Origin of the sequence: Pigmentiphaga sp. CHJ604, assembly GCF_036972535.1 — a bacterium.
Lineage (GTDB): Bacteria > Pseudomonadota > Gammaproteobacteria > Burkholderiales > Burkholderiaceae_B > Pigmentiphaga > Pigmentiphaga daeguensis.
The window spans coordinates 3,188,818-3,208,768 of sequence record NZ_CP136998.1; the positions used below are offsets into that span (position 1 = coordinate 3,188,818).

The following is a 19,951-nucleotide window of genomic DNA, read 5'->3' on the forward strand; positions in this document are numbered from 1 at the left end:
GTGCCGTTCATCGGTTCTGCAGGGTATCAAGAGCAGCATCCAACGCCGTAACCGCCTCGACGACCGTTCTTACCGTCGCCCGATCAAACTCATGATCGCGCTGAGCGTCGTGCACACCGCTATTGAGGTAACCCCATTCAATACTCGTACCGCTGACATTGAGCAGCCGGACCAACGCCCCTACGGCATCCGGCGCACCCGCATGTTGCGCCGCGATACGCTCGACGGCCGACCGCAACTTGGTGCATTTATTGTTCAGCTCCCAAGGCGCGCGGGGCCCGCTCAGCTTGATGTCGATCCGGCCGTCCGCCCGCCGACCCAGCCACGTCCACAGGCGGTCCGTCAGACTCTCCAGCGCCGGCCGGGCCTGACGCAGTGCCTCGCGTTTCTCGTCAGCCGCCAACGCCTGCTGGGCCAGAAGAACATAGTTCTTCGCTGGCGGGTCGCTGTCGACCCGCAGTTCGTGCTCTCCCTGATGCGGGAGAAACTTGTAGCGCTTAATGGCCGCGGCGCGGCGCACGCCCAACTCCTGCTGGATGCGGTGCAGGAACTCCTCTGCGTGCGAGGTGAGGATAACCTGCTTGCCGTGGAGCAAACCGTCCTCGAAGAAGGTACGCCAGATGCCATCGCGATGGTCGTCGTCGATCGCGTTGACGACGTCATCGAATATGACCACGGGGCAGCCCTGCGCGAGGTTCTTGGCAAGCAGAATCGCCAGGCCCAGGCATTTGATGTGCCCTTCGCTGAAGACGATCAACGCGTCGTAGCGCGCGCCCGGCTCGCCGGCGAACTCCACCTCGATCTTGCCGTTCTCGGCCACGGGCAACCACAGCGCGTGCAGCAGATCGCCGGGCGGATCGGCCCGGTTGAATGCGTTGTAGAGATGGCGGGCTTGGTCTCCCAGCCCCTGTAGCAGAACCCCCGGCAGAGCGGTCAGGTATGCCTGAATCTCGGGCAGGAAGCCGTCGTAGGCGGCCTTGACCCGCTGATGGTGCACCACCACCGGCATTTCGTCCGTGGCCGCCTGGATCAGGCCGCGGTTCGCGTCGTCGAATTGGGCCACGGTTTGGCGGGCGGCCGCCAGCTCCTGATCCGCAGTCGTGCGCATGGTCCGCAGCCGTTCGATCTCCAGCTGATGCTGTTGCAGGCGGTCCCGCTCCTGGGCCATCGCGCCGCGCTGGGCATTCACGTCGCGCGCCTGCGCGTCGAAGCCTTCGATGATCTGTGCGATCCGTAAGAGGGCTTGCCAGGCGCGCTGGTCCCCATTCACCCCGCCGCCGAGCCAATTGCCCGCCGACGTGGGAGGCAGCAGTGGCAGGCCCGCGGCCTGCGATTCGGCAGGACAAGCGACCCCAGCCGCCGCCACCACGCGGCGCATTTCGTCACACAGCGCTCGGACCGCCTCGCTCAACTGCGTCCGATGCCCGGCCTCCTGCTGCTGCAGGACGGCCAGTTGCGCGAGCTGCTCCAGGCCCATTCGCGCCCTGGCGAACGGGTCCTGCGCCACGGCGGCCAGTTCGGTTCCACATGCCGGACACGCGGTCGCCCCGTCCGCCAACGCTTGCACGGCCTCGTAGAGCTTCGCGTACGACACCTCGCCGGCGCGGGCCGCGAGTTGCGCGGAAGACGCTTGCCACAGTCCCTGGACGCGGTAGGCCTCTGCCAGCAACGCTTGCAGGCGGGCCTGGGTCACCTCGTGAATGGCAGGCGGGTTGGCGTCCAGCTGAGCCTGGACATACGGTAGCCGTCCTTGCTGCTGCGGCGTACCCAGCAGCCAGTCCACGCAGGTTTGATAGGTCGCGCCAGGTGACATGCGCTGCGCCAAAGCTTGTTCCAGGCCCTCGACCGCTGCGATCTTCTGCGGGTAGGCGGCGATGGTCTGTTCGGAGTTCGCCAACTGCAGGCGACGCTGCGCCAGCTGCGCCGCCTGCACGCCGGCAAGCATCAGGTCCTGATCGAGCGAGGGGTTGAAGCCGCGCACGAACTCGCTGAACTGGTCCACGCCGAACAGGGTGGCGATGAGCTGGCGCTGATCGCTCGGGGTCCGCGCGGCGATTCGGGCGAAATCGTCGAGGCGGTTCTTCTCGATGAAGCAGAAGCGATACTCAGCTTCGTCGGGCTGGACGGCCTGCGCCTCGCCCGCCGCCGTAGACGACAGGACTGGCGCGATGTGGCGGCGCAGGCGAGCGTTGTTGCAGTACGTCCGCTGGTCGACCCGCTTGGCCTGCGCTTCGCTGATCGAACCGAGCATCGCCACTTCCAAGGCTTCGCAGAAGCTGCTCTTGCCGGTGCCGTTGGCACCGTAGACCAAGGTGATGTCATGGCTGAGGTCGAACGTCTCCTGCCGCATGAATCCTCGAAACGGCCCGACTTCGAGCTGGTGCAGTCGCCCGAGCGCCGGCCCGTTTTCGGGGCCGCGCGCGTCCCCGTCGTAGGCGACAGGCATCTGCGCCAGATGCGCGATGGCCAGCGGCGCCAAGCGCGTGGAGCGCCCCCGGCGTGCAGCACCGACCTCGGCCAGTGGCTGCAGGTGATCGAGCACCAGGTGCGCCAGCCGGCGCACGTCGTCGTGCACGTGCCGCTGCGTCAAGTGCGCCAGGAACCGGTGGTACTCCGAACGTATGCTTGCCACAGCGACCCCTCACTTGGTCAACCACTGACCGTAAGCCTCCACATCGATCATGGGGACCGTTCCACTGAACTGAAGCTGCGCGATCAGCTTGAAAAGAAACGCGGTCGCCGGCTTGTTTTCGTTGGTGTAGCTGTACGCGCCGCTGGCTTGGTCATAGAAAAAGTGCCCGTGGGCGGCAACGCATCCGATGTCCAGACGCCCCTCGGTGAGGTTTGCGTTCAGCGCCTTGTCCATGGATGGGCCCAATGCAGGACTCCATTCGCTCTCGAAGGTGAGCAAGCCACCCAGAATCGGAATCAACGGCTTCGCTGGGTAGGTCCCGCCAGCGTGCGGGATCGGCAGGCTCGTGCGGTGCAGCCTGCGCACACTGGCGACCTTCTCCTGGGCATAGGCCACAAGCCCCGCGTCAGCCGTCTGCTTGGCCTCGAACACGGCGTACACGCTTTCGGCTGGAATGATCGTCTCGTTCTCGTAGGTGAAGATAAAAGGCGAATATTGCCGATCAAACACCACCACATCGATCTGCTGGCTGAAGTTCCCCAGGCTGTCCACCACATGCGCCTTCGCCGCCTGGTACCGTTTGGGCAGATAGGTATCCAGCATGTCGATCCAGACGTTCTCGCTCGCATCCCCCTTCGTACCCGGGTGACCGAAGGTCTTGCGTACTACGGACAAGCGCTGCTGGATGTCTTCATGCAGGGACGACAGGAGCTGGGAAAGCGACCACTGGGACATGCTGTACCTCGATGGGACGTGTATGGAAGCCGATGGAATCAGGACAGTGGGAACTTGGGGCCAAACAGTGCGCGCCAGGCGCGAAGCGCTTCGATATTGCGACCACGACGCGCGTGGTCGATGGCGATGCTTGCGTCCTGGCTCGCCTGGAACAGCAGCTGCTGCGCGCGCTGCTTGCGCGCGGCATCCATATCGTTGCTGATCGCCGGGCCAAGTCCGGCGGGATCCGGCCACTCGTCATGAACACGATCGGCAAGCGTGGCAAAGAACGACTGGATCTCGCGATCGAACGATCCTCCCCAGCCGCCGTAAAGACACTCAAGGGCCATTACCTCGATCAGGAACGAGGGCTTCACCGGCTTCTGATCGCCGTGCTTGGGATTGTTGTTCCAGTACTTCACCATGCGCACGAGACCTTTCCACTCATTGCCATAGGCTTGGTGCGCTGCGGTCGCCTTGTCCTTATGGATCTCCGGGTCCGTCTTGATCCACTTTCCGGACGCCGTATCGGGGATCTCATACTGGTCGCCGGTGTCGAATGCGGGCACCGCATCCACGCTGACCACCCGGTAGTCCGTGTTGTCCTCCGCGTCGATGTGAACACCGAAATCCACGTTGATCGAGCGCGCCTGTTTGCGCACGGCCGCCGAACCGTATTTCTCCACCAATGCAGAGTGGAAATCATCCAGCACTACCGATGCGGCCTTGCCGTGGTAATGCTTCTCCGAGTCCTTCAGCACGAAGAAGATGTCGATATCCTTGAGCGGCTTCGTCTTCGTGTATCGAGCATAGGACCCGGTCAGGAAGCTGCGCGCAATGCCGAACTTGGTCTGCAGGTAGTCCCGCACTTCGTTCTGGCGTTGCGAGGCATTCTTCTGTTCGCGTTCGTTGAGTTCCAGACGCGACTTGAACTTGCGAAAAGCTTCATCGATCGACAGCATCAGCGTTGCCTCCAATATCCGGCCTGACCCGCCAGGCCGCTGTGTTCGACAGTCGAGCCTAGGCTCTGCTTGACCATTCCATCCGTCGAGCGATAACTTCCTTTGCTCCACCCCTCCACATCAGGCCGCCCTGGCTTTGTATCGAGCATTAACTTGTACTTGGCCTGCGATGGCAGCAGCCCAGCTTTCTTGATCGCGTACTTCAACTGCTCGGTATCTGTCCAGAAGCTGCCGTCGCCATCGGACCACCCATACACGATGTCGATATCCCATCGGGTCACGAGTTTGTCGGTTGCCGGGTTGTAGATCTCCAGAATCACCTTGCGCAGATCACCGGTCCCGAGCCACGTCTTGATGGCTCGGGTATTGCTCTCCCAGCGATCCGCGAAGTGCTCGGGGTCCAGCCCACTGAGCAGGATGATGTCTTTCAAGCTCTTGAGGATGTTGTCGGTCACATAGGTAACCGAGTGCGTGTACGAGTAGGTGGCGACGGTGCTCATGACTTGAGGAAACCTCCGAGGTCGAGCGACAGCGCTTGTCCAGCATCGGCCTGCGCCTGCGTGGCAATTCCTTGGCTCAAGTCCCGTGCAATGATGCGAGAACTGTGCTTTTTGAGCGCGGTTTGCACCCAGCCGAGCTGCTCCTTCGGACACGGCAGCGAGACTCCCCAGTCTCCCTTCAACGGCTCGAACCCCAAGACTTCTTCGTTGGCATCATCACCATCGATCGCGTCTTCGTCGAAGAGGCAGTAGATCCTGGTCCGTGGTCCATCGCATGTCGCAACGATGGGCGCGCTCTTGGGTGCCTGGTCGGCGATCAAGCTGGCGGCCACGCCCGCCACGGCCCTGAGTTCAGAGCGAGCCGTGCCGTCCTTGCCCTGAGTGAGCAGTTCGACAATGGCATCCCACGTCTGCAACGCATCGCGGTGCGGCGAGCTGCGAAACGTCCGGCTGACAACGGTGGTCATTTTTGCTTCCCTCCTTGAAGGCGCATTTGCGTTGCCTGTCGTATCGCACTGCGCAGGTGCTCTACGGAAAGCTTGTTCGGATCGATAGCCACTTGCGGGTCGGCCGCGAGGGCGTTGGCTACGACCTTGCGAATGGCCCGACCATCCAATCCGACGCACTCGCCAGCGCACGCGTCGAACTGGTGAGCCGAGGAAAGCTTGCCAATCCCCGGAAATGTCTTTGCCAGGCCATTCAGGCAGTCCACCAGGATCTGCTTGCAGGCATCCTTGCCGGGCAGTGGCACCTCCATCACCATGTCGCAACGAGATAGGAAGGCACTGTCGACGGCCTGTGGGAAGTTGCTGGTGGCCACGAACAGCAGATGCGGGTTGCGTTCGGCCAACATGTCCAACTGCACCAACACCGCGTCGGTGGCCCGGTGCACATCAACCGGGTTGGCTTCCAGGCTGAGCTTGGCTCGATCAGCCGCAAGCGTTTCGACCTCGTCCAGAAGGACGATCGTCGGGCCCGCCGCTGCGGATTCTGCGATCGATTGCGAGAACAGGTCTGCCACGGCGCGTTGAGTCTTTCCCATTGCAGAGCTCGTCAGCGTGTGAGGCTCTACTTCCAGCAATCGAAACTTCGCAGAAGAAAAAGATTCGGCCACACGATGCGCCAAGCCCCGTGCCAAGGAGGTCTTCCCAGTCCCCGGCGGGCCGACCAACAAGATCACGCCGTGCAGGGGGAGTACCGTGCGCTCCACCTTGGGGCGCACCGTGAAGTTGACGATCGCCTGTGACAGCAACTGCTTCTTGAGAGCTTCGTCCATGACGATGGAATCCCACAGGGCGCCCAGCGACGTGTCCGGCAGCTTCCAGCTTCGATGGATGCCTTTCGGCAAAGTGGCGTCTGATGAAGGATTCTTGGTCATCCGTGGCTCTCGGCGGGTCAGAGAATGGTGCGATAGGTCGCCAGCACCTTGGTCGTTTGCACAAGGCCCTGGCGCAGCAGGATTTCGAGATAGCGGTCCACCTCGATCGGCGGATGCTTGAGTTGGGCACGCTGGCGCTGCGCAGCCGACACCACGGCGGCCGCGTCCAGATCCAGTAGGTTGTCCACAAACTCATCGGGGTGCTGCGATTCGATGCCGTACGGAGCCAGCAGATCGTTCGGGAAATCCCGTTCGTTGAACGTCACAATCACGCTCGCACCGCAGCGAATCGCCGCAGCCAGGACGTGCCGGTCGTCCGGATCGGGCAATGTCAGGCCTGCCACGAGCGCTTCGTAGCCCTCCACCAAGCCGTCCGGAATTGCCCGGTCCATGAGATCCGACGTCCTGTCGACCTGAACCCGGGTGAGATCGGGGCGGTTGATCAACAGGTTGCGTTTGCACTCCTCATGAATGGCTTGGCTCCACCGCGCCCGGAAGCGGCCAGACAGGCCGAGCCACATCAGGAAATCCCGCAGTGGCGCGGGATATAGAACGCACGCGTCGTAGACGGCGGTGAATGGGGAATGCCTCATTCGTATCCCATTCCCAACTCTTGCGACTGCTGAGCGAGTTCGGCCATCGCCTGCTCACTGGCGCGCTCGCGCGCTTCCTTGTACTGCATCAGATCGGCGAACCTCACCCTGCGGTGCTTGCCGGTGCGATGAAATGCCAACACCCCATCTTCGAGCAGCTTGACGAAATGGGGACGGGACACGTTGAGCAAGTCCGCCGCCTCTTGGGTCGTCAGCTCTGCATGGACGGGCACCACCTTTACTGCATTGCCATCGGCCAACTCGGCCAGGATGTCGACCAGCAGGCGTAAAGCCGAGGTAGGCAGTTCCACCTGATGAGCCTGTTTGTGGTCATCAAAGATCTGGATGTGCTGCGTCTCGAACTGGGTTGCGAGGTAAGCCGCCAAGGCACGTTGACCCTGGACGGCTGCCTTCACCTCTCCCGCGGCGGGAAGGGTCATCTTGGATTGGGCAGTGGCGGTGGTCATGGGTAGCTCCTAAGCGAAAACGGTTGCAGAGCCGATCATATTCGAAATACTCGAAAAACGCAATAATCGAAGCGCGACCCGTGCTTTTGTAGGTTCGCTCGCAGCATGCCCAATCCGGTCGTCCGCCAGTTCCTATTGTTTGCGGCCTGAAACAGCCCTGATCTCCACGATCAACCCATTGCTGATCACACAGGAATGGCGCGATGGTGGCTTCGATCTGGCTGCGCGCCGCGCATCGCGGCGTGCCCACTTTTTTCGTGACGGCCCTCGTGCTGGGCCAGTCCCCGATGGCATTGGCCGAGTCCCCGGCGCAGCGCCAGGAGTTGGTCGCCGCGCTGCGCCAGCTCGACGCGCTGGAACGCACCGTCGCGGACAGCGCCGCGCATGCCCCCATCCAGCCGGGCGAGCGCTACCACTTCGATTACCCACGGCTGCTGGCTGACCTGGCGCGCGTGCGCGCCGGCATCCAGTTCCACCTGACGCCATCACGCGCTCAGCCGCGCGACCCCTCCGAACTGGCCGGCGACTACCGCACCGAGCGGGCCGCTTCGCCATCGCCGAAGACGACTGCGGAGGGCGAGCAATGAACGGCGCCCAGGTCTCGGCATTTCAAGCCAACAGCGGTATCGCGCCTTCCGCGATGGCGACCGTCCTGGTCGGCGTCGTGTTCGCGGTCCTGCTCGTGTGGGGCGTCTGGGCCATCCGAACGGCCTATGTGGGGTGGTCCGAGAGCCGCCTCAACCAGCGCCAGTTCCTCGGCGTCTGCATCCGCTTCGTCGCGATGTACCTCGTCCTGAGTTTCTTCCTCCTGTCCTGACATGAAAGGCCCGACCATGCACAACCGCAACCTCACTTCCCGTTTTGCCCAGCGCGCCGCCGTGGCCCTGGGCGCCGCCGCGCTGCCCGCACTGTCGTTCGCGCAAGGTCTGCCGCAGTTGGAGAACCCGACGCGCGGCACCGGCAACGGCATCATGGAGACCATCCGCAACTACGGCTACGACATCATCATGCTCGTGGCCCTGCTGGTGGTGGCGTCGATGTTCATCGGCGTCTGCTACCACGCCTACGGCACCTACGCGGAGATCCACACCGGCCGCAAGACGTGGGGCCAATTCGGCCTCACGGTCGCCATCGGCGCCGTGCTGCTCGTGATCGGCATCTGGCTGCTCACCGAAGCCACCGGCATCCTGTAAGCGAGGCCGGTATGTCCGAGCAGCAGCACGTCCGTGCGGACGGGACGGTCACGTTCCTTCCGCACCGGCTCAACCGCCATCCCGTGGTCGTGCGCGGCCTCACCGCCGACGAGCTGTGGATCTGCTGCGGCCTGTCCGGCGCGGCCGGCCTGCTGGTCGGCGCGCCGCTTTCGTGGGTGTTCCGCACGATCGCCATCGCACCGACGTTCGTTGTCCTGGGCGTGGCCTTGGGCGTGTTCATCGGCGGCGGCATCCTGCGCCGCCTCAAGCGTGGGCGCCCCGACACCTGGCTGTATCGACAGTTGCAGTGGCGCATCGCAACGCGCCATCCGCTGATGGCCGGCTGGGTGGGCGGCCACGTGCTGATCTCGCGCTCGGGCTTCTGGTCCACCCGCAGGAGCATGCGATGAGCCGCTTCAAGAACGAGATCGCCCACCTGCAGGCGCACATCAAGACCTTGCGCCTGGGCGCGGGCGCGCTGGTCATTGTCGCCCTGGTCATGGGCGGCGGCTGGTGGAGCGCGCCGCGCGACCTGACCATCCACGTCCCGCCCGACCTGCGCTCTGGCAGTACCCGCAAGTGGTGGGAAGTGCCGCCCGAATCGGTCTATGCGTTCACGTTCTACGTGTTCCAGACGCTGAACCGCTGGCCGACCAATGGCGAAGAAGACTACTCGCGCAACCTCCATACGCTCTCGCCGTACCTCACCCCGTCCTGCCAGGCCTTCCTGCGGGCGGACTATGACTACCGCCGCTCCACGGGCGAGCTGCGTCAGCGCGTGCGCGGCATCTACGAGATTCCCGGCCGCGGCTATGGCGACGACCCCACGGCGCGCGTGCGCACCGTATCCGATCGCGACTGGGTGGTGACGCTGGACATCACGGCGGACGAGTACTACGGCGCCGAGCAGGTCAAACGCGCCCTGGTGCGCTATCCGATCAAGGTCACGCGGGTGGACGTCGATCCCGCCCGCAACCCGTTCGGCCTGGCGCTGGACTGCTACGAAGGCGCGCCCCAGCGCATCAGTGCACCGGAGCCGGCGCGCCCGGCGCCGAGTGACCTGAATCCGCAAGCGCCTCAAGGAGGAAACACCCCATGAAGCATCCTGTACTCGCGCTGCTGGGGCTACTGGCCGTGGCCGCGGCACCCGTCGCCCAGGCGGTGGAGATCCTGCGTTGGGAACGCATGCCACTGGCAGTGCCGCTGAAGGTCGGTCAGGAACGCATCGTATTCATCGACCGGAACGTGCGCGTGGGCGTGCCCGCAGGCGTGGGCAAACGCCTGCGCGTGCAGAGTGCGGGCGGCGCGGTGTACCTGCGTGCCAGCGAGCCGATCGAGCCCACGCGGTTGCAACTGCAGGACGCCGACACGGGCGCGCTGATCCTGCTGGACATCGCAGCCGAACCGCCCAAGGACGGGGAAGCCGAGCTGGAGCCGGTGCGCATCGTCGAGGGTGACAGCGCACCGGGACGCTATGGCGAGCAGGCCGACAGTGCCGAGGCCCCGGCACGCGCCCAGGGCCAGGCAGGTGCGCGGACCGCGCGGCGCGAAACTCCGGTCCCTGTCGTGCTGACGCGCTTCGCCGCGCAGAACCTCTACGCACCGCTGCGCACCGTCGAGCCGCTTCCGGGCGTCATGCGGGTCAACCTTCCCCGCGACCTCGACCTGGACACACTGATGCCAACGCTGCCGGTGCGCGCGGCCGTGCTCGCGTCGTGGCGCCTGGAAGACCAATGGGTGACTGCCGTGCGCCTCACCAACACCGGCGCCGACTGGGTCGCGCTCGACCCGCGCGTGCTGCAAGGCGATTTCCTCACCGCCACCTTCCAGCACGAGGCGCTGGGCCCGCGCGGCACGACCGAGGACACGACCGTGCTGTACCTGGTCACGCGCGGCCGCGGCCTCGCGCAGTCGCTGCTGCCGGCGATTCACCGCTTCGACCCTGCCGTGCATCTGCCGCAGCCGGACGGCGACGAGAACGCCAAGGAGGCCCGCCATGCGCAGTAACGGCCTGCTCAAGTGGCTGATGATCCCTGTCGCCATCCTGGTGCTGTTCGCCGGTATCCGGCTGTTCTCGGGTGGAGGCGGCACGGCGCCACCCGCGGCGGACAACGGCGCCCAGCTCACGCCCGAGGAAATGAAGGCGCTGGGCATCGAAGGCGACACCCCGCGCGACACCGTGGCGACGCTCGTTGCCCAAGTGAAGCAGTTGCGCACCGAGCTTCAGACCGCGCTCTCGGACAACAAGTCGCAGCGTGAAGAGAACCAGCGGCTGCGCCAGCGCGAGAACTCCATCGACCAGCGCATCAACTCGGCGCTCGAATCCGAGCGGTCCAACCTGCGCCGCGACCAAGAGCAGGCGGCCAGCGCGCGCCAGCAGACCGAAGGGCTGCTCGCCGACCTGCAGCGGCGCCTGGACAGCATCGGCGGGCGCGGCGGCGGCCATGCGGACCTGCCCGTGGGCCTGGGGCTGCAGGGCGGCGACGAGGCCGGCATGGAGGGCGGCGTGCGGTGGGTCGAGCCGGACGACGCAAAGCCCGCCGAGGGGCGCAACGGGGGGCGTGGCGCGAGCGGCGGCATGAGCTTCCCCACGAGCTTCGGCCCGGCGCAGAGCACGCTCGAAACCACCGCTGAAACCGTGGCCAACGCGGGCGCCCGCGCCGCCGGGGTCAAGAATGCCAAGCCGGTCTATACCGTGCCGACCAACTCGACGCTAATGGGATCGGTGGCGATGACGGCCCTGATCGGCCGCGTGCCGATCGACGGCACGGTCAACGATCCCTATCCGTTCAAAGTTCTGGTCGGGCCGGACAACCTGACCGCCAATGGCATCGACATTCCCGACGTGGCCGGCGCCGTGTTCAGCGGCACCGCCTCGGGCGACTGGACGCTCTCGTGCGTGCGAGGTCAGGTGCGCAGCATCACGTTCGTCTTCAACGACGGCACGATTCGCACGATCCCCGAAGACCGCGAGGGCAACCAGCAGAACAACCAACAGCGCGACGGCTTGGGCTGGATCAGCGATCCCCACGGCATTCCTTGCGTCAGCGGCGAGCGGCGCAGCAACGCCCAGCAATACCTCGGCTCGCAGGCCCTGATCACCGCGGCCGGTGCCGGTGTGGCCTCGCTCATCGAGAGTGGCAGCGGCCGCATGTCCTATGTCGGCTCGGACGGCTCCATCGGCACCGTGGGCATCACCGGCCAAGAAGCGGTCGGCCAGATTCTCGCGGGCGGTGTCCGGGACATGTCGGCCTGGGTCAACAAGCTCTACGGCCAAGCCTTCGCCGCCGTCTATGTCCAACCCGGCGCCAAGGTTGCCGTCCACCTCGAAAAGCCGCTCGCCATCGACTTCGATCCCGAAGGCCGCAAGGTCGATCACCGCGCAGGAGAAAGCCATGCCCTTGAACTTGACTAACCTGGCCCGTGGCCTAGCACTGGCCCTCGCCGTCGCGGTGCTCGCCGGCTGCGCCACCAGCAAGGAAAAGCTGTTGACCCACGGTGACCGCACGATGATGGACATCTGGCAGCAGGAGGCCGGCGACGGCGGTGGCGCAGCCGGACGGAACGCCGGCCGCCAGTTGCTCGATGCGCGCCAGAGCCTGCGTCGGCCCCTGACCGACGCCGACGTGCAGGCCGCACCTGTCGAGCAGATGCGCTACACGCGCACCGCGCGCAATGAGGTTCACCGCCAGTTCCAGCGTCTGCCCAATCCCGATCTCGTGATGTACGTGTACCCGCACCTGGCCGGCACCGACCCCGTTCCCGTGCCGGGCTACACGACGGTTTTCCCCTTGTACCAGCGCGTGCAGTACGCGATGCCTGGCGAGAGGACGGAGGACTACTGATGCGGTGGAAACTTCCATGGCCGAAGCTGGCTGCCGTCAGCGCCGAAGACACCGCCGCCGACGAGCAGCCGGACGGCTGGCAGCGCCACGTCGAGGCCTTGCAGCAAGCCGGCATCCCCGAACCCGGCGCCGCGGTCCAGGGCCGCAAGCCGGCGACCGTGGCCGACGAGCAGGCGCTGTACGACGTCGCACCGTCCTTCGTGGAACTGCTGCCCTGGGTGGAGTTCTTGCCCGAGTCGAAATCGATGCTCCTGGAGGACGGCCAATCGGTGGCCGCCTTCTACGAGCTGGTGCCGCTGGGCACCGAAGGCCGGGAACCCGGCTGGCTCGCGCATGCCCGCGACGCCCTGGAAAACGCGCTTCAGGACAGCTTCGATGAACTGGACGAGAACCCGTGGGTGCTCCAGCTCTATGCCCAGGACGAACCGAGCTTCGACCAGTACATGCAGACCTTGCGCGATTACGTGCAGCCACGTGCGCGCGGCTCGGCGTTCACCGAGTTCTACCTGCGCTTCTTCGGCCACCACCTGCGCGCTGTGGCCAAGCCCGGCGGCCTGTTCGAGGACACGGTGGTCACGCGGCTGCGCTGGCGCGGCCAGACGCGGCGCGTGCGCATGGTGGTGTACCGCCGCGCGAGCGGACAGGGACAGGCAAACCGCCGCGGCCAGACACCCGAGCAGATGCTGGGCATCGTCTGCGACCGCCTGTGCGGCGGCCTGGCGAACGCCGGCATCCAGGCCCGGCGCATGGTCGCGGCCGACGTCCACGACTGGCTGCTGCGGTGGTTCAACCCGCGCCCCACGCTGCTCGGGCCTGGGGTGGAGGACCGGGAGCGCTTCTACGCGTTGGCGCGCTATCCGGACAGTACCGAGGAAAGCGAGGCCGGCGAGATCGAGCTGGCGAGCGGGCGGGATTTCAGCCAGCGGCTGTTCTTTGGGCAGCCGCGCTCGGACGTGGCGCAAGGGGCCTGGTACTTCGACGGCATGCCGCACCGCGTGCTGATCACCGACCGGCTGCGCATGCCGCCCGGCACCGGGCACCTGACCGGCGAGACCCGCAAGGGGGACGCGATCAACACGCTGTTCGACCAGATGCCCGAGGACACCTTGATGTGTCTCACCATGGTGGCCACGCCGCAGGACGTCCTCGAATCGGACCTCAACCATCTGGCGAAGAAAGCTGTGGGCGAGACGCTGGCGTCGGAGCAGACGCTCAAGGACGTGCATGAAGCCCGCTCCCTGATCGGCAGCGCGCACAAGCTCTACCGGGGCACTCTGGCGTTCTACCTACGCGGGCGCGACGAGGCGGAACTGGATCGGCGCGGCCTGGACCTCGCGAACGTGATGCTCAACGCCGGCCTGCAGCCGGTGCGCGAGGACGACGAGGTGGCGCCGCTCAACAGCTACCTGCGCTGGCTGCCGTGCTGCTACAACCCCGGCAAGGACCGGCGCCGGTGGTACACGCAACTGATGTTCGCCCAGCACGCGGCGAACCTGTCGCCAGTATGGGGCCGCGCCCAGGGCACGGGGCATCCCGGCATCACGATGTTCAATCGCGGCGGCGGCCCGATTACGTTCGACCCCTTGAACAGGTTGGATCGGCAGATGAATGCCCATCTGTTTCTATTTGGCCCCACCGGCTCGGGGAAGTCCGCCACGCTCAACAACCTGCTGAACCAGGTGACGGCCATCTACCGGCCGCGGCTTTTCATCGTGGAAGCCGGCAACAGCTTCGGCCTGTTCAGCGACTTCGCCAGGCGCCTGGGCCTGACCGTGAACCGGGTCAAGCTGGCCCCCGGATCGGGCATCAGCCTGGCGCCGTTCGCCGACGCACGCCGGCTGATCGAAACGCCCAGCGACGTACAGACGCTCGATGCCGACGCGCTGGACGAAGACCTGCCCCCCGATGCCTCGGCCATGGAAGCGGACGAGCAGCGCGACGTGCTGGGCGAACTGGAGATCACAGCGCGGCTGATGATCACGGGCGGCGAAGACAAGGAAGAAGCGCGGATGACGCGGGCCGACCGCTCGCTGATCCGCCAGTGCATCCTCGACGCCGCCGAACATTGCGTGGCCGAAAAGCGCACCGTGCTCACGCGCGACGTGCGCAACGCGCTGCGCGCCCGTGGCCAGGACCCGACGCTGCCCGAGATGCGGCGCGTGCGGCTGCTGGAGATGGCGGACGCGATGGACATGTTCTGCCAAGGCACGGACGGCGAGATGTTCGACCGTGACGGCACGCCGTGGCCCGAGGCCGACATCACGCTGGTCGATCTGGCGACCTATGCCCGCGAGGGCTACAACGCGCAGCTCTCCATCGCCTACATCAGCCTGATCAGCACGGTGAACAACATCGCCGAGCGCGACCAGTACCTGGGCCGGCCGATCGTCAACGTGACCGACGAAGGTCACATCATCACCAAGAACCCGCTGCTCGCGCCCTATGTCGTGAAAATTACAAAAATGTGGCGCAAGTTGGGCGCCTGGTTCTGGCTGGCGACGCAAAACATCGACGATCTGCCGCGCGCCGCAGAGCCCATGCTCAACATGATCGAGTGGTGGGTGTGCCTGTCGATGCCGCCGGACGAAGTGGAGAAGATCGCCAGGTTCCGCGAACTCTCGCCGGCGCAGAAGGCGCTGATGCTCTCCGCACGCAAGGAAGCGGGCAAGTTCACCGAGGGCGTCATCCTCTCCAAGAGCATGGAAGTGCTGTTCCGCGCCGTGCCGCCAAGTCTCTACCTCGCGCTCGCGCAAACCGAGCCCGAGGAGAAGGCAGAACGCTACCAGCTCATGCAGCAGCACGGCGTCAGCGAGCTGGATGCCGCCTTCAAGGTGGCTGAGAAGATCGACCGGGCACGTGGCATCGAGTCGCCGACCCTGGACCTGCCCTGAATCTGCCGTACACCGGAGAACGCCATGGAACAGAAACGCCCATCCATTCCGATGCAGGTACAGGCGTTCCGCCGTCGGCGCTGGAGGCTCAGCTGGCCCTGGGTGTTGGCCGCCGTGCTGGTAGCGCTGCTGCTGATCTGGCTCGTGTCCCGCTATTCTGGCAAGTCCACTCCCCAGACTTCAACGCCGGTCAGCGTGACGCAGGTGGCCGGGCCTCCGTGGCAGATGGGAAATCCGGAAGGGCGTTTCACGCTGACGCTCTACGCGGACCTCGAATGCCCGTTCTGCCGATCCTATTTCCCAGTGCTCAAGCGTTGGGTGGCCGGCAACGCGGACGTGGCCTTGCAATGGCACCACCTCCCGTTGGCCGCGCATGAGCCGGCCGCGTCCGCGGAAGCGCGCCTGGCGGAATGCGCGGGCCAAGCCAGCGGTCATGCCGCCTTCTGGCAGGCCGTCGAGTGGGTATATGCCCACACGCGCAGCGACGGTCAGGGCTTGCCCGAGGACCTGCGCTACCCCGACCTTACGCCACCCATCGAGCAGTGCATCGCGAGCGAGCGGCCCGACGCGGCGATTCGCGCCCAAACTGCGGAAGCCACGAACAGCGGCGTGACCGCCACGCCGTCGCTGCGGCTACACGATCGCGAAACCGGCAAGGCTATCCTGCTGCAGGGTCCGATCGAGGGCGATGCCTTGCTGTCGGCCATGGACATGCTCGCGGCCCGCGATCCCGCCGCCACACCTACATCGGAAATGCCTGCCGACGTCGTCGGCGACATGCCCAGGTAGCCCCGGTCTTCAAGGCTACGGCGCAGTCCGCTGCGCTGACCGCAACCCGTTCGCCTCGCATCCTGGCCGCGAACGATCACCGCTCCCGCGGTGATGGATGCACCTTGTTCGTTCCCCAGGAGGGCTTGCCCTCCCCGGGCGCGCGCCCTCCGATCTCACCATTTGGAGGTTCGCCATGTCTTTCGTCGTCAATGACTCCTGCCTGGAGTCGCTTTCCGCCATCGCTGCCCAGCACGAGGACTGGATCATCCAGCAAGCCATTGCACTGCTGGAGAAGCGGGTTTTCAAAGCGGGTCCGAAACTCCTCGACCCCACGGCCGTGCGCGACTACCTGCACGTGAAGCTGGTGGCCGAGCCCAACGAAATATTCGTCGCTGTATTCCTTGACAGCATGCATCAGGTGCTGGCCTACGAGCCGTTGTTCAGGGGCACGATCAACTCGACTTCGGTCTATCCGCGTGTCGTCGTACAGCGTGTGCTGGAATTGAATGCCGCTGCGGTGGTCTTCGCACATCAGCACCCCTCGGGCATGTCCGAGCCGTCGATCGCGGATCGCGTGCTGACCCAGCAACTGCAGGCCGCGCTGGCGCTCATCGATGTGCGGGTACTGGACCACATCATCGTCGGCCAGGGTGCCCCGTTCTCCTTTGCGGAGTCCGGCCTGCTGTAAGTGTTGCACTGCTTCGTTGATCAGCGCGGAGGCTTCGGCCTCCGCTTTTTCTTCGCGGCGACACAAGCAGGTATGCGGGGTGGCCGCGATGCGCATTGTTTGTTGGGACCGCATGGGGTTCGGCGTTTGACTATGGCCCTGATCAACTTCCGGCGCGCATGACATGCCAGCAGCTTTTACCCGGTTCGCACCAGGCTGGCGAACCCTTGGCCTGGCCGTGGCGCTGCCGGCGTCCCTGGCGGTGTTCAGCCCGGTCACCTTCGCCGCCGACGTGGTGGTCGTCACCGACGGCCACCACCCGGTCAAGACCATGGGCGGCGAACGGCTGATCGAGCTGGATGAAGCGCCGCGCATCGAGGCCGAGCTTTCGGCGAATCTGCCCACCGACCCCGACCAGGCGACAGCCCTGGTCAAGCGTCGGCTGACCCAGGGAGGCACTGACCTTCAGCGGCGCATCGCGACGGCCTACCAGGGCGTGACGGACGCATGGAGCCTGGGCATCACCGCCGTCCCGGCCGTCGTGGTGGACCAGCGCTATGTGGTCTATGGCGAGCCGGACGTGGCCCGCGCCATCGCGCGGATCGAACAGCACCGGAGGACCGAACCGTGATCCCCCCATTCGACCTTCTGCGCCGCATGCGAGCTGCTGTCGCGTCCGTGCTGCTGCTTAGCGCCACGGGCAGCTACGCCCTGAACACGGCAACCATCGTGGGTTCAGTGGCTTCGCCCGATTGCCTGGAATACCGGGTGGTGGGTATCTGCTACTGGCTCTATTGCACCTGGACCGGCTGCACGGTGCGTACCTCCGTCAAGGTCAGGCACTACATCCCCGATGCAGTGGTGTCGTCGTACTCGAACACCGGCGAGAACCCCTGGGTTGAAGTGCGCGCCATGAGCACGCCCAATCCTTCGGCCCAGGCCGGCGGGGACGGCACCACGAACGAGGATCATGAAAACAACCTCGCCAAATTCAAGAACAGCGATGTTATCGGCCATCCCGGCGGCGAGGTGTTCAACCAGTTCGCCTCGTCCTCCGGCTACTTCTGCCAAGGCGCGGGCACGGCCTTCATGCCGTATCTGCTCAGCACCCTGGACACGCTGGCCTGGCGCTACAACGTGCCCGAGATGGCCTACCCGGAGGCGTTGATTCCGGGCATGCGTGAGGTCGGTGCGCGCACCACGATGAACCTCTGGGGCAATGTCTATCCACGCGGTGGCTTCCTGCACCAGACCGACGACCACAAATCCGGGGCGGTGGTGGCCCAGCGCGCGGGCGATGTCGTCACGCGCCGCGGGCAGTTGCACGTGTACCAGCCACTGCTCGCCAACGCCCGTGACGGCTACTGGCCGGCCGGGGCGCTGGTCGAAGGCGATACCTCCACCGGGAAGTGGCAGGAGCTGACCCCTCGTCTGTCGAACACCTGCGTGGTCTTCCCCCACAGCGGCACGCTGACCCAGGCCCAGCAAGGCGACTACGCCTGGGCGCTGTGGCGGCCGTATGCCTGCTGCGAACGCCGCGGGCAGGTGTTCCTGGGCAGCGTCGATTTCCTCTGAGGTGCCACGATGAAGCGTCCTGAACCGATGAACCTTTCCGCCAAGGCGTGCTACTTGCTGCGCCCGACGGCGCTGGCCGGCACGCTCGCTCTGGTCTGCGGCCTGGCGTGGGCGCAGGTCGGATACCAGAACAGCGGCCCCGTCATTGGCGATGACGTCATGTACTCGATCGGAGGCGGCAGCGCGGTGTCCATGGGCCGCGCGGCTGGCATGCGCTCCATCGGGGTCGGCTTGGGGTGGAACAGCAACCTGATCTGCGGCGACATGAGCATCCAGACCACGCTGCGCAACCAGCTCAACGGCATCACGAACGGCTTCCAGCAGATCATGAGCAACGTGATCCAGAGCGCCACCAGCGCGGTGGCGTCCCTGCCGGCGCTGATCATTCAGCGCGCCGATCCCGGCCTGTACAACCTGCTGACCAACGGCGTGCTGCAGGCGCGGCTGGACTTCGACCGCTCCAAGCTGACGTGCCGCGCGATGGCCGAGAAGATGGCCGAGACGGCGGGCGGCCAGCTTGGCTGGAGCCAGATGGCCGAAGGCATGGCCCTGCGTGACGCGGTTGGCAGCAACGATGCCGTTTCGGCCGTCGAGCAGGCTGAGACGCGCCGCGGCAACGACGGCGTTCCCTGGGTGGGCGGCAGCAATGCCGGTGGCGCAGGCCAGTCCGCCATTCGGGTGGTCGGCGACGTCACCCGCGCGGGCTACAACCTGGTCAACGGGCGCGGCGTGACGGACACATCCTCCATCGCGCCCGCCAGTTGCGCGAGCCTGTCCTGCCAGACCTGGACGTCGCCGCAGCAGGCGACCGAATGGGCCACCCGGGTCCTCGGGGAACAGGTGCAGCGCACGTGCGATTCCTGCACCAAGACCGAGACGGTGCCCGGCGTCGGGCTGACGCCGCTGATCCAGGAGGAGTACGAAGCCAAACTGGAAGTCTTGCAGGAACTGGTTTCCGGCGTGCGCAACACCACCTTCGAGAACTTGCGCGAGGCCGGCAGCACGTCGCTGCCGATCACGCGCGGCGTCATCGAGGCGCTGCGCGACGAGCCGGACCAGGACCTGCTGGCGCGGCGCCTTGCGTCCGAGGTGGCGCTGTCGTCGGTGCTGGAGAAGGCCTTGTTGCTCCAGCGCACGCTGCTCACGGGAAAGAAGGAGCCCAACGTGGCGGCCAACGAGTTGGCGGTCGAGGCTGTGAACCACGAGAGCGACACGCTCGACCGGGAGATCCGCAACCTGAAAACGGAGCTGGAGCTGCGCCGCGAGCTGGCGAACAACTCGCCGATGGCGATCATCCAGCGCCATGGTACGCGCGCGGCCGGCTCGCGCGGCATCTACGAGGGCGATCCGGTGCCCGACCGCCTCGACCAGTTGCAGAAGGGCAATCCGGGAGTCCGGCCATGAGCGCAATGCGCATGACCTGGCGCCCCTTGCGCTGGCTGTTCAGCCGGCGCGCGGCGAAAGCACTGCTGTGGGCGGTGGTGATCGTCGCCGCTGCGGTGGGGGCCAACGTCGCCGGCATCTACCTGGTCGGGAGCGTGGCCGGCTGGGAGCGGTGGCTCGCGGCCGCATCGGGCTACTTCTTCGTGTGGCGGTTGTGCCTGTACGGGGCGACGGCCTATGGCTGGGTCTGGATGCGGCGCCGGCTGCTGGTACGTGAGGACGACGCCCAGGCGCGGCGCCGCCTGGTGCGCACCGAGGTCGCGGGCGTCGTCGCCATCGTGGCGCTGGAAGCCAGCCTGCTGATGCAGGCCGGTTGAGGG

Annotated in this window: 23 protein-coding genes; 15 read left to right on the forward strand and 8 right to left on the reverse strand. The window is 65.8% G+C overall.

Annotation, left to right across the window (positions count from 1 at the left end; all coding sequences use genetic code 11):
* Positions 1-7: 7 nt before the first annotated feature.
* The 8 genes from R4823_RS15380 to R4823_RS15415 are packed head-to-tail and all read right to left on the reverse strand — an operon-like array spanning position 8 to position 7,246.
* Positions 8-2,632, reverse strand: coding sequence for an AAA family ATPase (locus R4823_RS15380; protein ID WP_003116812.1), 2,625 nt, complete (start codon positions 2,630-2,632; stop codon positions 8-10).
* A gap of 9 nt (positions 2,633-2,641) precedes the next feature.
* Positions 2,642-3,367 (reverse strand): CBASS effector endonuclease NucC, encoded by a 726-nt coding sequence (nucC, locus tag R4823_RS15385; protein ID WP_003050273.1) that lies wholly within the window; start codon positions 3,365-3,367, stop codon positions 2,642-2,644.
* Between the two features lie 38 nt (positions 3,368-3,405).
* The gene (locus tag R4823_RS15390) at positions 3,406-4,308 is read right to left on the reverse strand and encodes a CBASS oligonucleotide cyclase (protein ID WP_003105624.1); all 903 of its coding nucleotides are present in this window, start codon (positions 4,306-4,308) and stop codon (positions 3,406-3,408) included.
* Positions 4,308-4,808: a type III CBASS phage resistance system CD-NTase-associated protein Cap7 gene (gene cap7, locus R4823_RS15395; RefSeq protein WP_003090159.1), complete on the reverse strand. Its 501-nt coding sequence runs from the start codon at positions 4,806-4,808 to the stop codon at positions 4,308-4,310. The genes R4823_RS15390 and cap7 overlap by 1 nt, the downstream gene beginning before the upstream one ends.
* Positions 4,805-5,275: a type III CBASS phage resistance system CD-NTase-associated protein Cap8 gene (gene cap8, locus R4823_RS15400; protein ID WP_003105626.1), complete on the reverse strand. Its 471-nt coding sequence runs from the start codon at positions 5,273-5,275 to the stop codon at positions 4,805-4,807. The genes cap7 and cap8 overlap by 4 nt, the downstream gene beginning before the upstream one ends.
* Positions 5,272-6,186 carry an AAA family ATPase gene (locus tag R4823_RS15405; protein WP_003105629.1) on the reverse strand — a complete coding sequence of 305 codons (915 nt, stop codon included), beginning with the start codon at positions 6,184-6,186 and terminating at the stop codon, positions 5,272-5,274. Before R4823_RS15405 ends, cap8 begins: the two co-directional genes overlap by 4 nt.
* Before the next feature lie 17 nt (positions 6,187-6,203).
* A complete protein-coding gene (locus tag R4823_RS15410; protein WP_338615329.1) occupies positions 6,204-6,779 on the reverse strand; it encodes a PIN domain-containing protein in 576 nt (191 codons plus the stop codon).
* Positions 6,776-7,246 carry a helix-turn-helix domain-containing protein gene (locus tag R4823_RS15415; RefSeq protein WP_003050245.1) on the reverse strand — a complete coding sequence of 157 codons (471 nt, stop codon included), beginning with the start codon at positions 7,244-7,246 and terminating at the stop codon, positions 6,776-6,778. Before R4823_RS15415 ends, R4823_RS15410 begins: the two co-directional genes overlap by 4 nt.
* A 203-nt stretch (positions 7,247-7,449) precedes the next feature.
* Between R4823_RS15415 and R4823_RS15420 the strand changes: the two genes are divergently transcribed.
* From R4823_RS15420 to R4823_RS15490, 15 genes are all read left to right on the forward strand, one after another.
* Positions 7,450-7,833 carry an RAQPRD family integrative conjugative element protein gene (locus R4823_RS15420; RefSeq protein ID WP_003120001.1) on the forward strand — a complete coding sequence of 128 codons (384 nt, stop codon included), beginning with the start codon at positions 7,450-7,452 and terminating at the stop codon, positions 7,831-7,833.
* Positions 7,830-8,063 carry a TIGR03758 family integrating conjugative element protein gene (locus R4823_RS15425; RefSeq protein ID WP_003050225.1) on the forward strand — a complete coding sequence of 78 codons (234 nt, stop codon included), beginning with the start codon at positions 7,830-7,832 and terminating at the stop codon, positions 8,061-8,063. Before R4823_RS15420 ends, R4823_RS15425 begins: the two co-directional genes overlap by 4 nt.
* A gap of 16 nt (positions 8,064-8,079) precedes the next feature.
* Positions 8,080-8,439: a TIGR03745 family integrating conjugative element membrane protein gene (locus tag R4823_RS15430; RefSeq protein ID WP_003090173.1), complete on the forward strand. Its 360-nt coding sequence runs from the start codon at positions 8,080-8,082 to the stop codon at positions 8,437-8,439.
* Between the two features lie 11 nt (positions 8,440-8,450).
* Positions 8,451-8,849, forward strand: coding sequence for a TIGR03750 family conjugal transfer protein (locus tag R4823_RS15435; protein WP_003105639.1), 399 nt, complete (start codon positions 8,451-8,453; stop codon positions 8,847-8,849).
* Positions 8,846-9,538, forward strand: a complete 693-nt coding sequence (locus R4823_RS15440) for a TIGR03746 family integrating conjugative element protein (RefSeq protein ID WP_003105641.1) — start codon at positions 8,846-8,848, stop codon at positions 9,536-9,538. Before R4823_RS15435 ends, R4823_RS15440 begins: the two co-directional genes overlap by 4 nt.
* On the forward strand, positions 9,535-10,446 hold the full coding sequence (locus tag R4823_RS15445) for a TIGR03749 family integrating conjugative element protein (RefSeq protein ID WP_003105643.1): 912 nt from the start codon (positions 9,535-9,537) through the stop codon (positions 10,444-10,446). Before R4823_RS15440 ends, R4823_RS15445 begins: the two co-directional genes overlap by 4 nt.
* Positions 10,436-11,854 (forward strand): TIGR03752 family integrating conjugative element protein, encoded by a 1,419-nt coding sequence (locus tag R4823_RS15450; RefSeq protein ID WP_003109776.1) that lies wholly within the window; start codon positions 10,436-10,438, stop codon positions 11,852-11,854. The genes R4823_RS15445 and R4823_RS15450 overlap by 11 nt, the downstream gene beginning before the upstream one ends.
* Positions 11,835-12,284: a TIGR03751 family conjugal transfer lipoprotein gene (locus tag R4823_RS15455; RefSeq protein ID WP_003109775.1), complete on the forward strand. Its 450-nt coding sequence runs from the start codon at positions 11,835-11,837 to the stop codon at positions 12,282-12,284. The genes R4823_RS15450 and R4823_RS15455 overlap by 20 nt, the downstream gene beginning before the upstream one ends.
* A complete protein-coding gene (locus tag R4823_RS15460) occupies positions 12,284-15,175 on the forward strand; it encodes a conjugative transfer ATPase (protein ID WP_003105079.1) in 2,892 nt (963 codons plus the stop codon). The genes R4823_RS15455 and R4823_RS15460 overlap by 1 nt, the downstream gene beginning before the upstream one ends.
* A gap of 24 nt (positions 15,176-15,199) precedes the next feature.
* Positions 15,200-15,964: a thioredoxin domain-containing protein gene (locus R4823_RS15465; protein ID WP_338615334.1), complete on the forward strand. Its 765-nt coding sequence runs from the start codon at positions 15,200-15,202 to the stop codon at positions 15,962-15,964.
* A gap of 175 nt (positions 15,965-16,139) precedes the next feature.
* Positions 16,140-16,634, forward strand: coding sequence for a DNA repair protein RadC (gene radC / locus R4823_RS15470; RefSeq protein ID WP_009518518.1), 495 nt, complete (start codon positions 16,140-16,142; stop codon positions 16,632-16,634).
* Positions 16,635-16,797: 163 nt separating this feature from the next.
* Positions 16,798-17,244, forward strand: coding sequence for a TIGR03757 family integrating conjugative element protein (locus R4823_RS15475; protein WP_009518519.1), 447 nt, complete (start codon positions 16,798-16,800; stop codon positions 17,242-17,244).
* Positions 17,241-18,188, forward strand: coding sequence for a TIGR03756 family integrating conjugative element protein (locus R4823_RS15480; RefSeq protein ID WP_023108457.1), 948 nt, complete (start codon positions 17,241-17,243; stop codon positions 18,186-18,188). Before R4823_RS15475 ends, R4823_RS15480 begins: the two co-directional genes overlap by 4 nt.
* Positions 18,189-18,197: 9 nt before the next feature.
* On the forward strand, positions 18,198-19,592 hold the full coding sequence (locus tag R4823_RS15485) for an integrating conjugative element protein (RefSeq protein WP_009518521.1): 1,395 nt from the start codon (positions 18,198-18,200) through the stop codon (positions 19,590-19,592).
* Complete coding sequence (locus R4823_RS15490) at positions 19,589-19,948, forward strand: hypothetical protein (protein WP_009518522.1); 360 nt, start codon at positions 19,589-19,591, stop codon at positions 19,946-19,948. The genes R4823_RS15485 and R4823_RS15490 overlap by 4 nt, the downstream gene beginning before the upstream one ends.
* Positions 19,949-19,951: the final 3 nt, after the last annotated feature.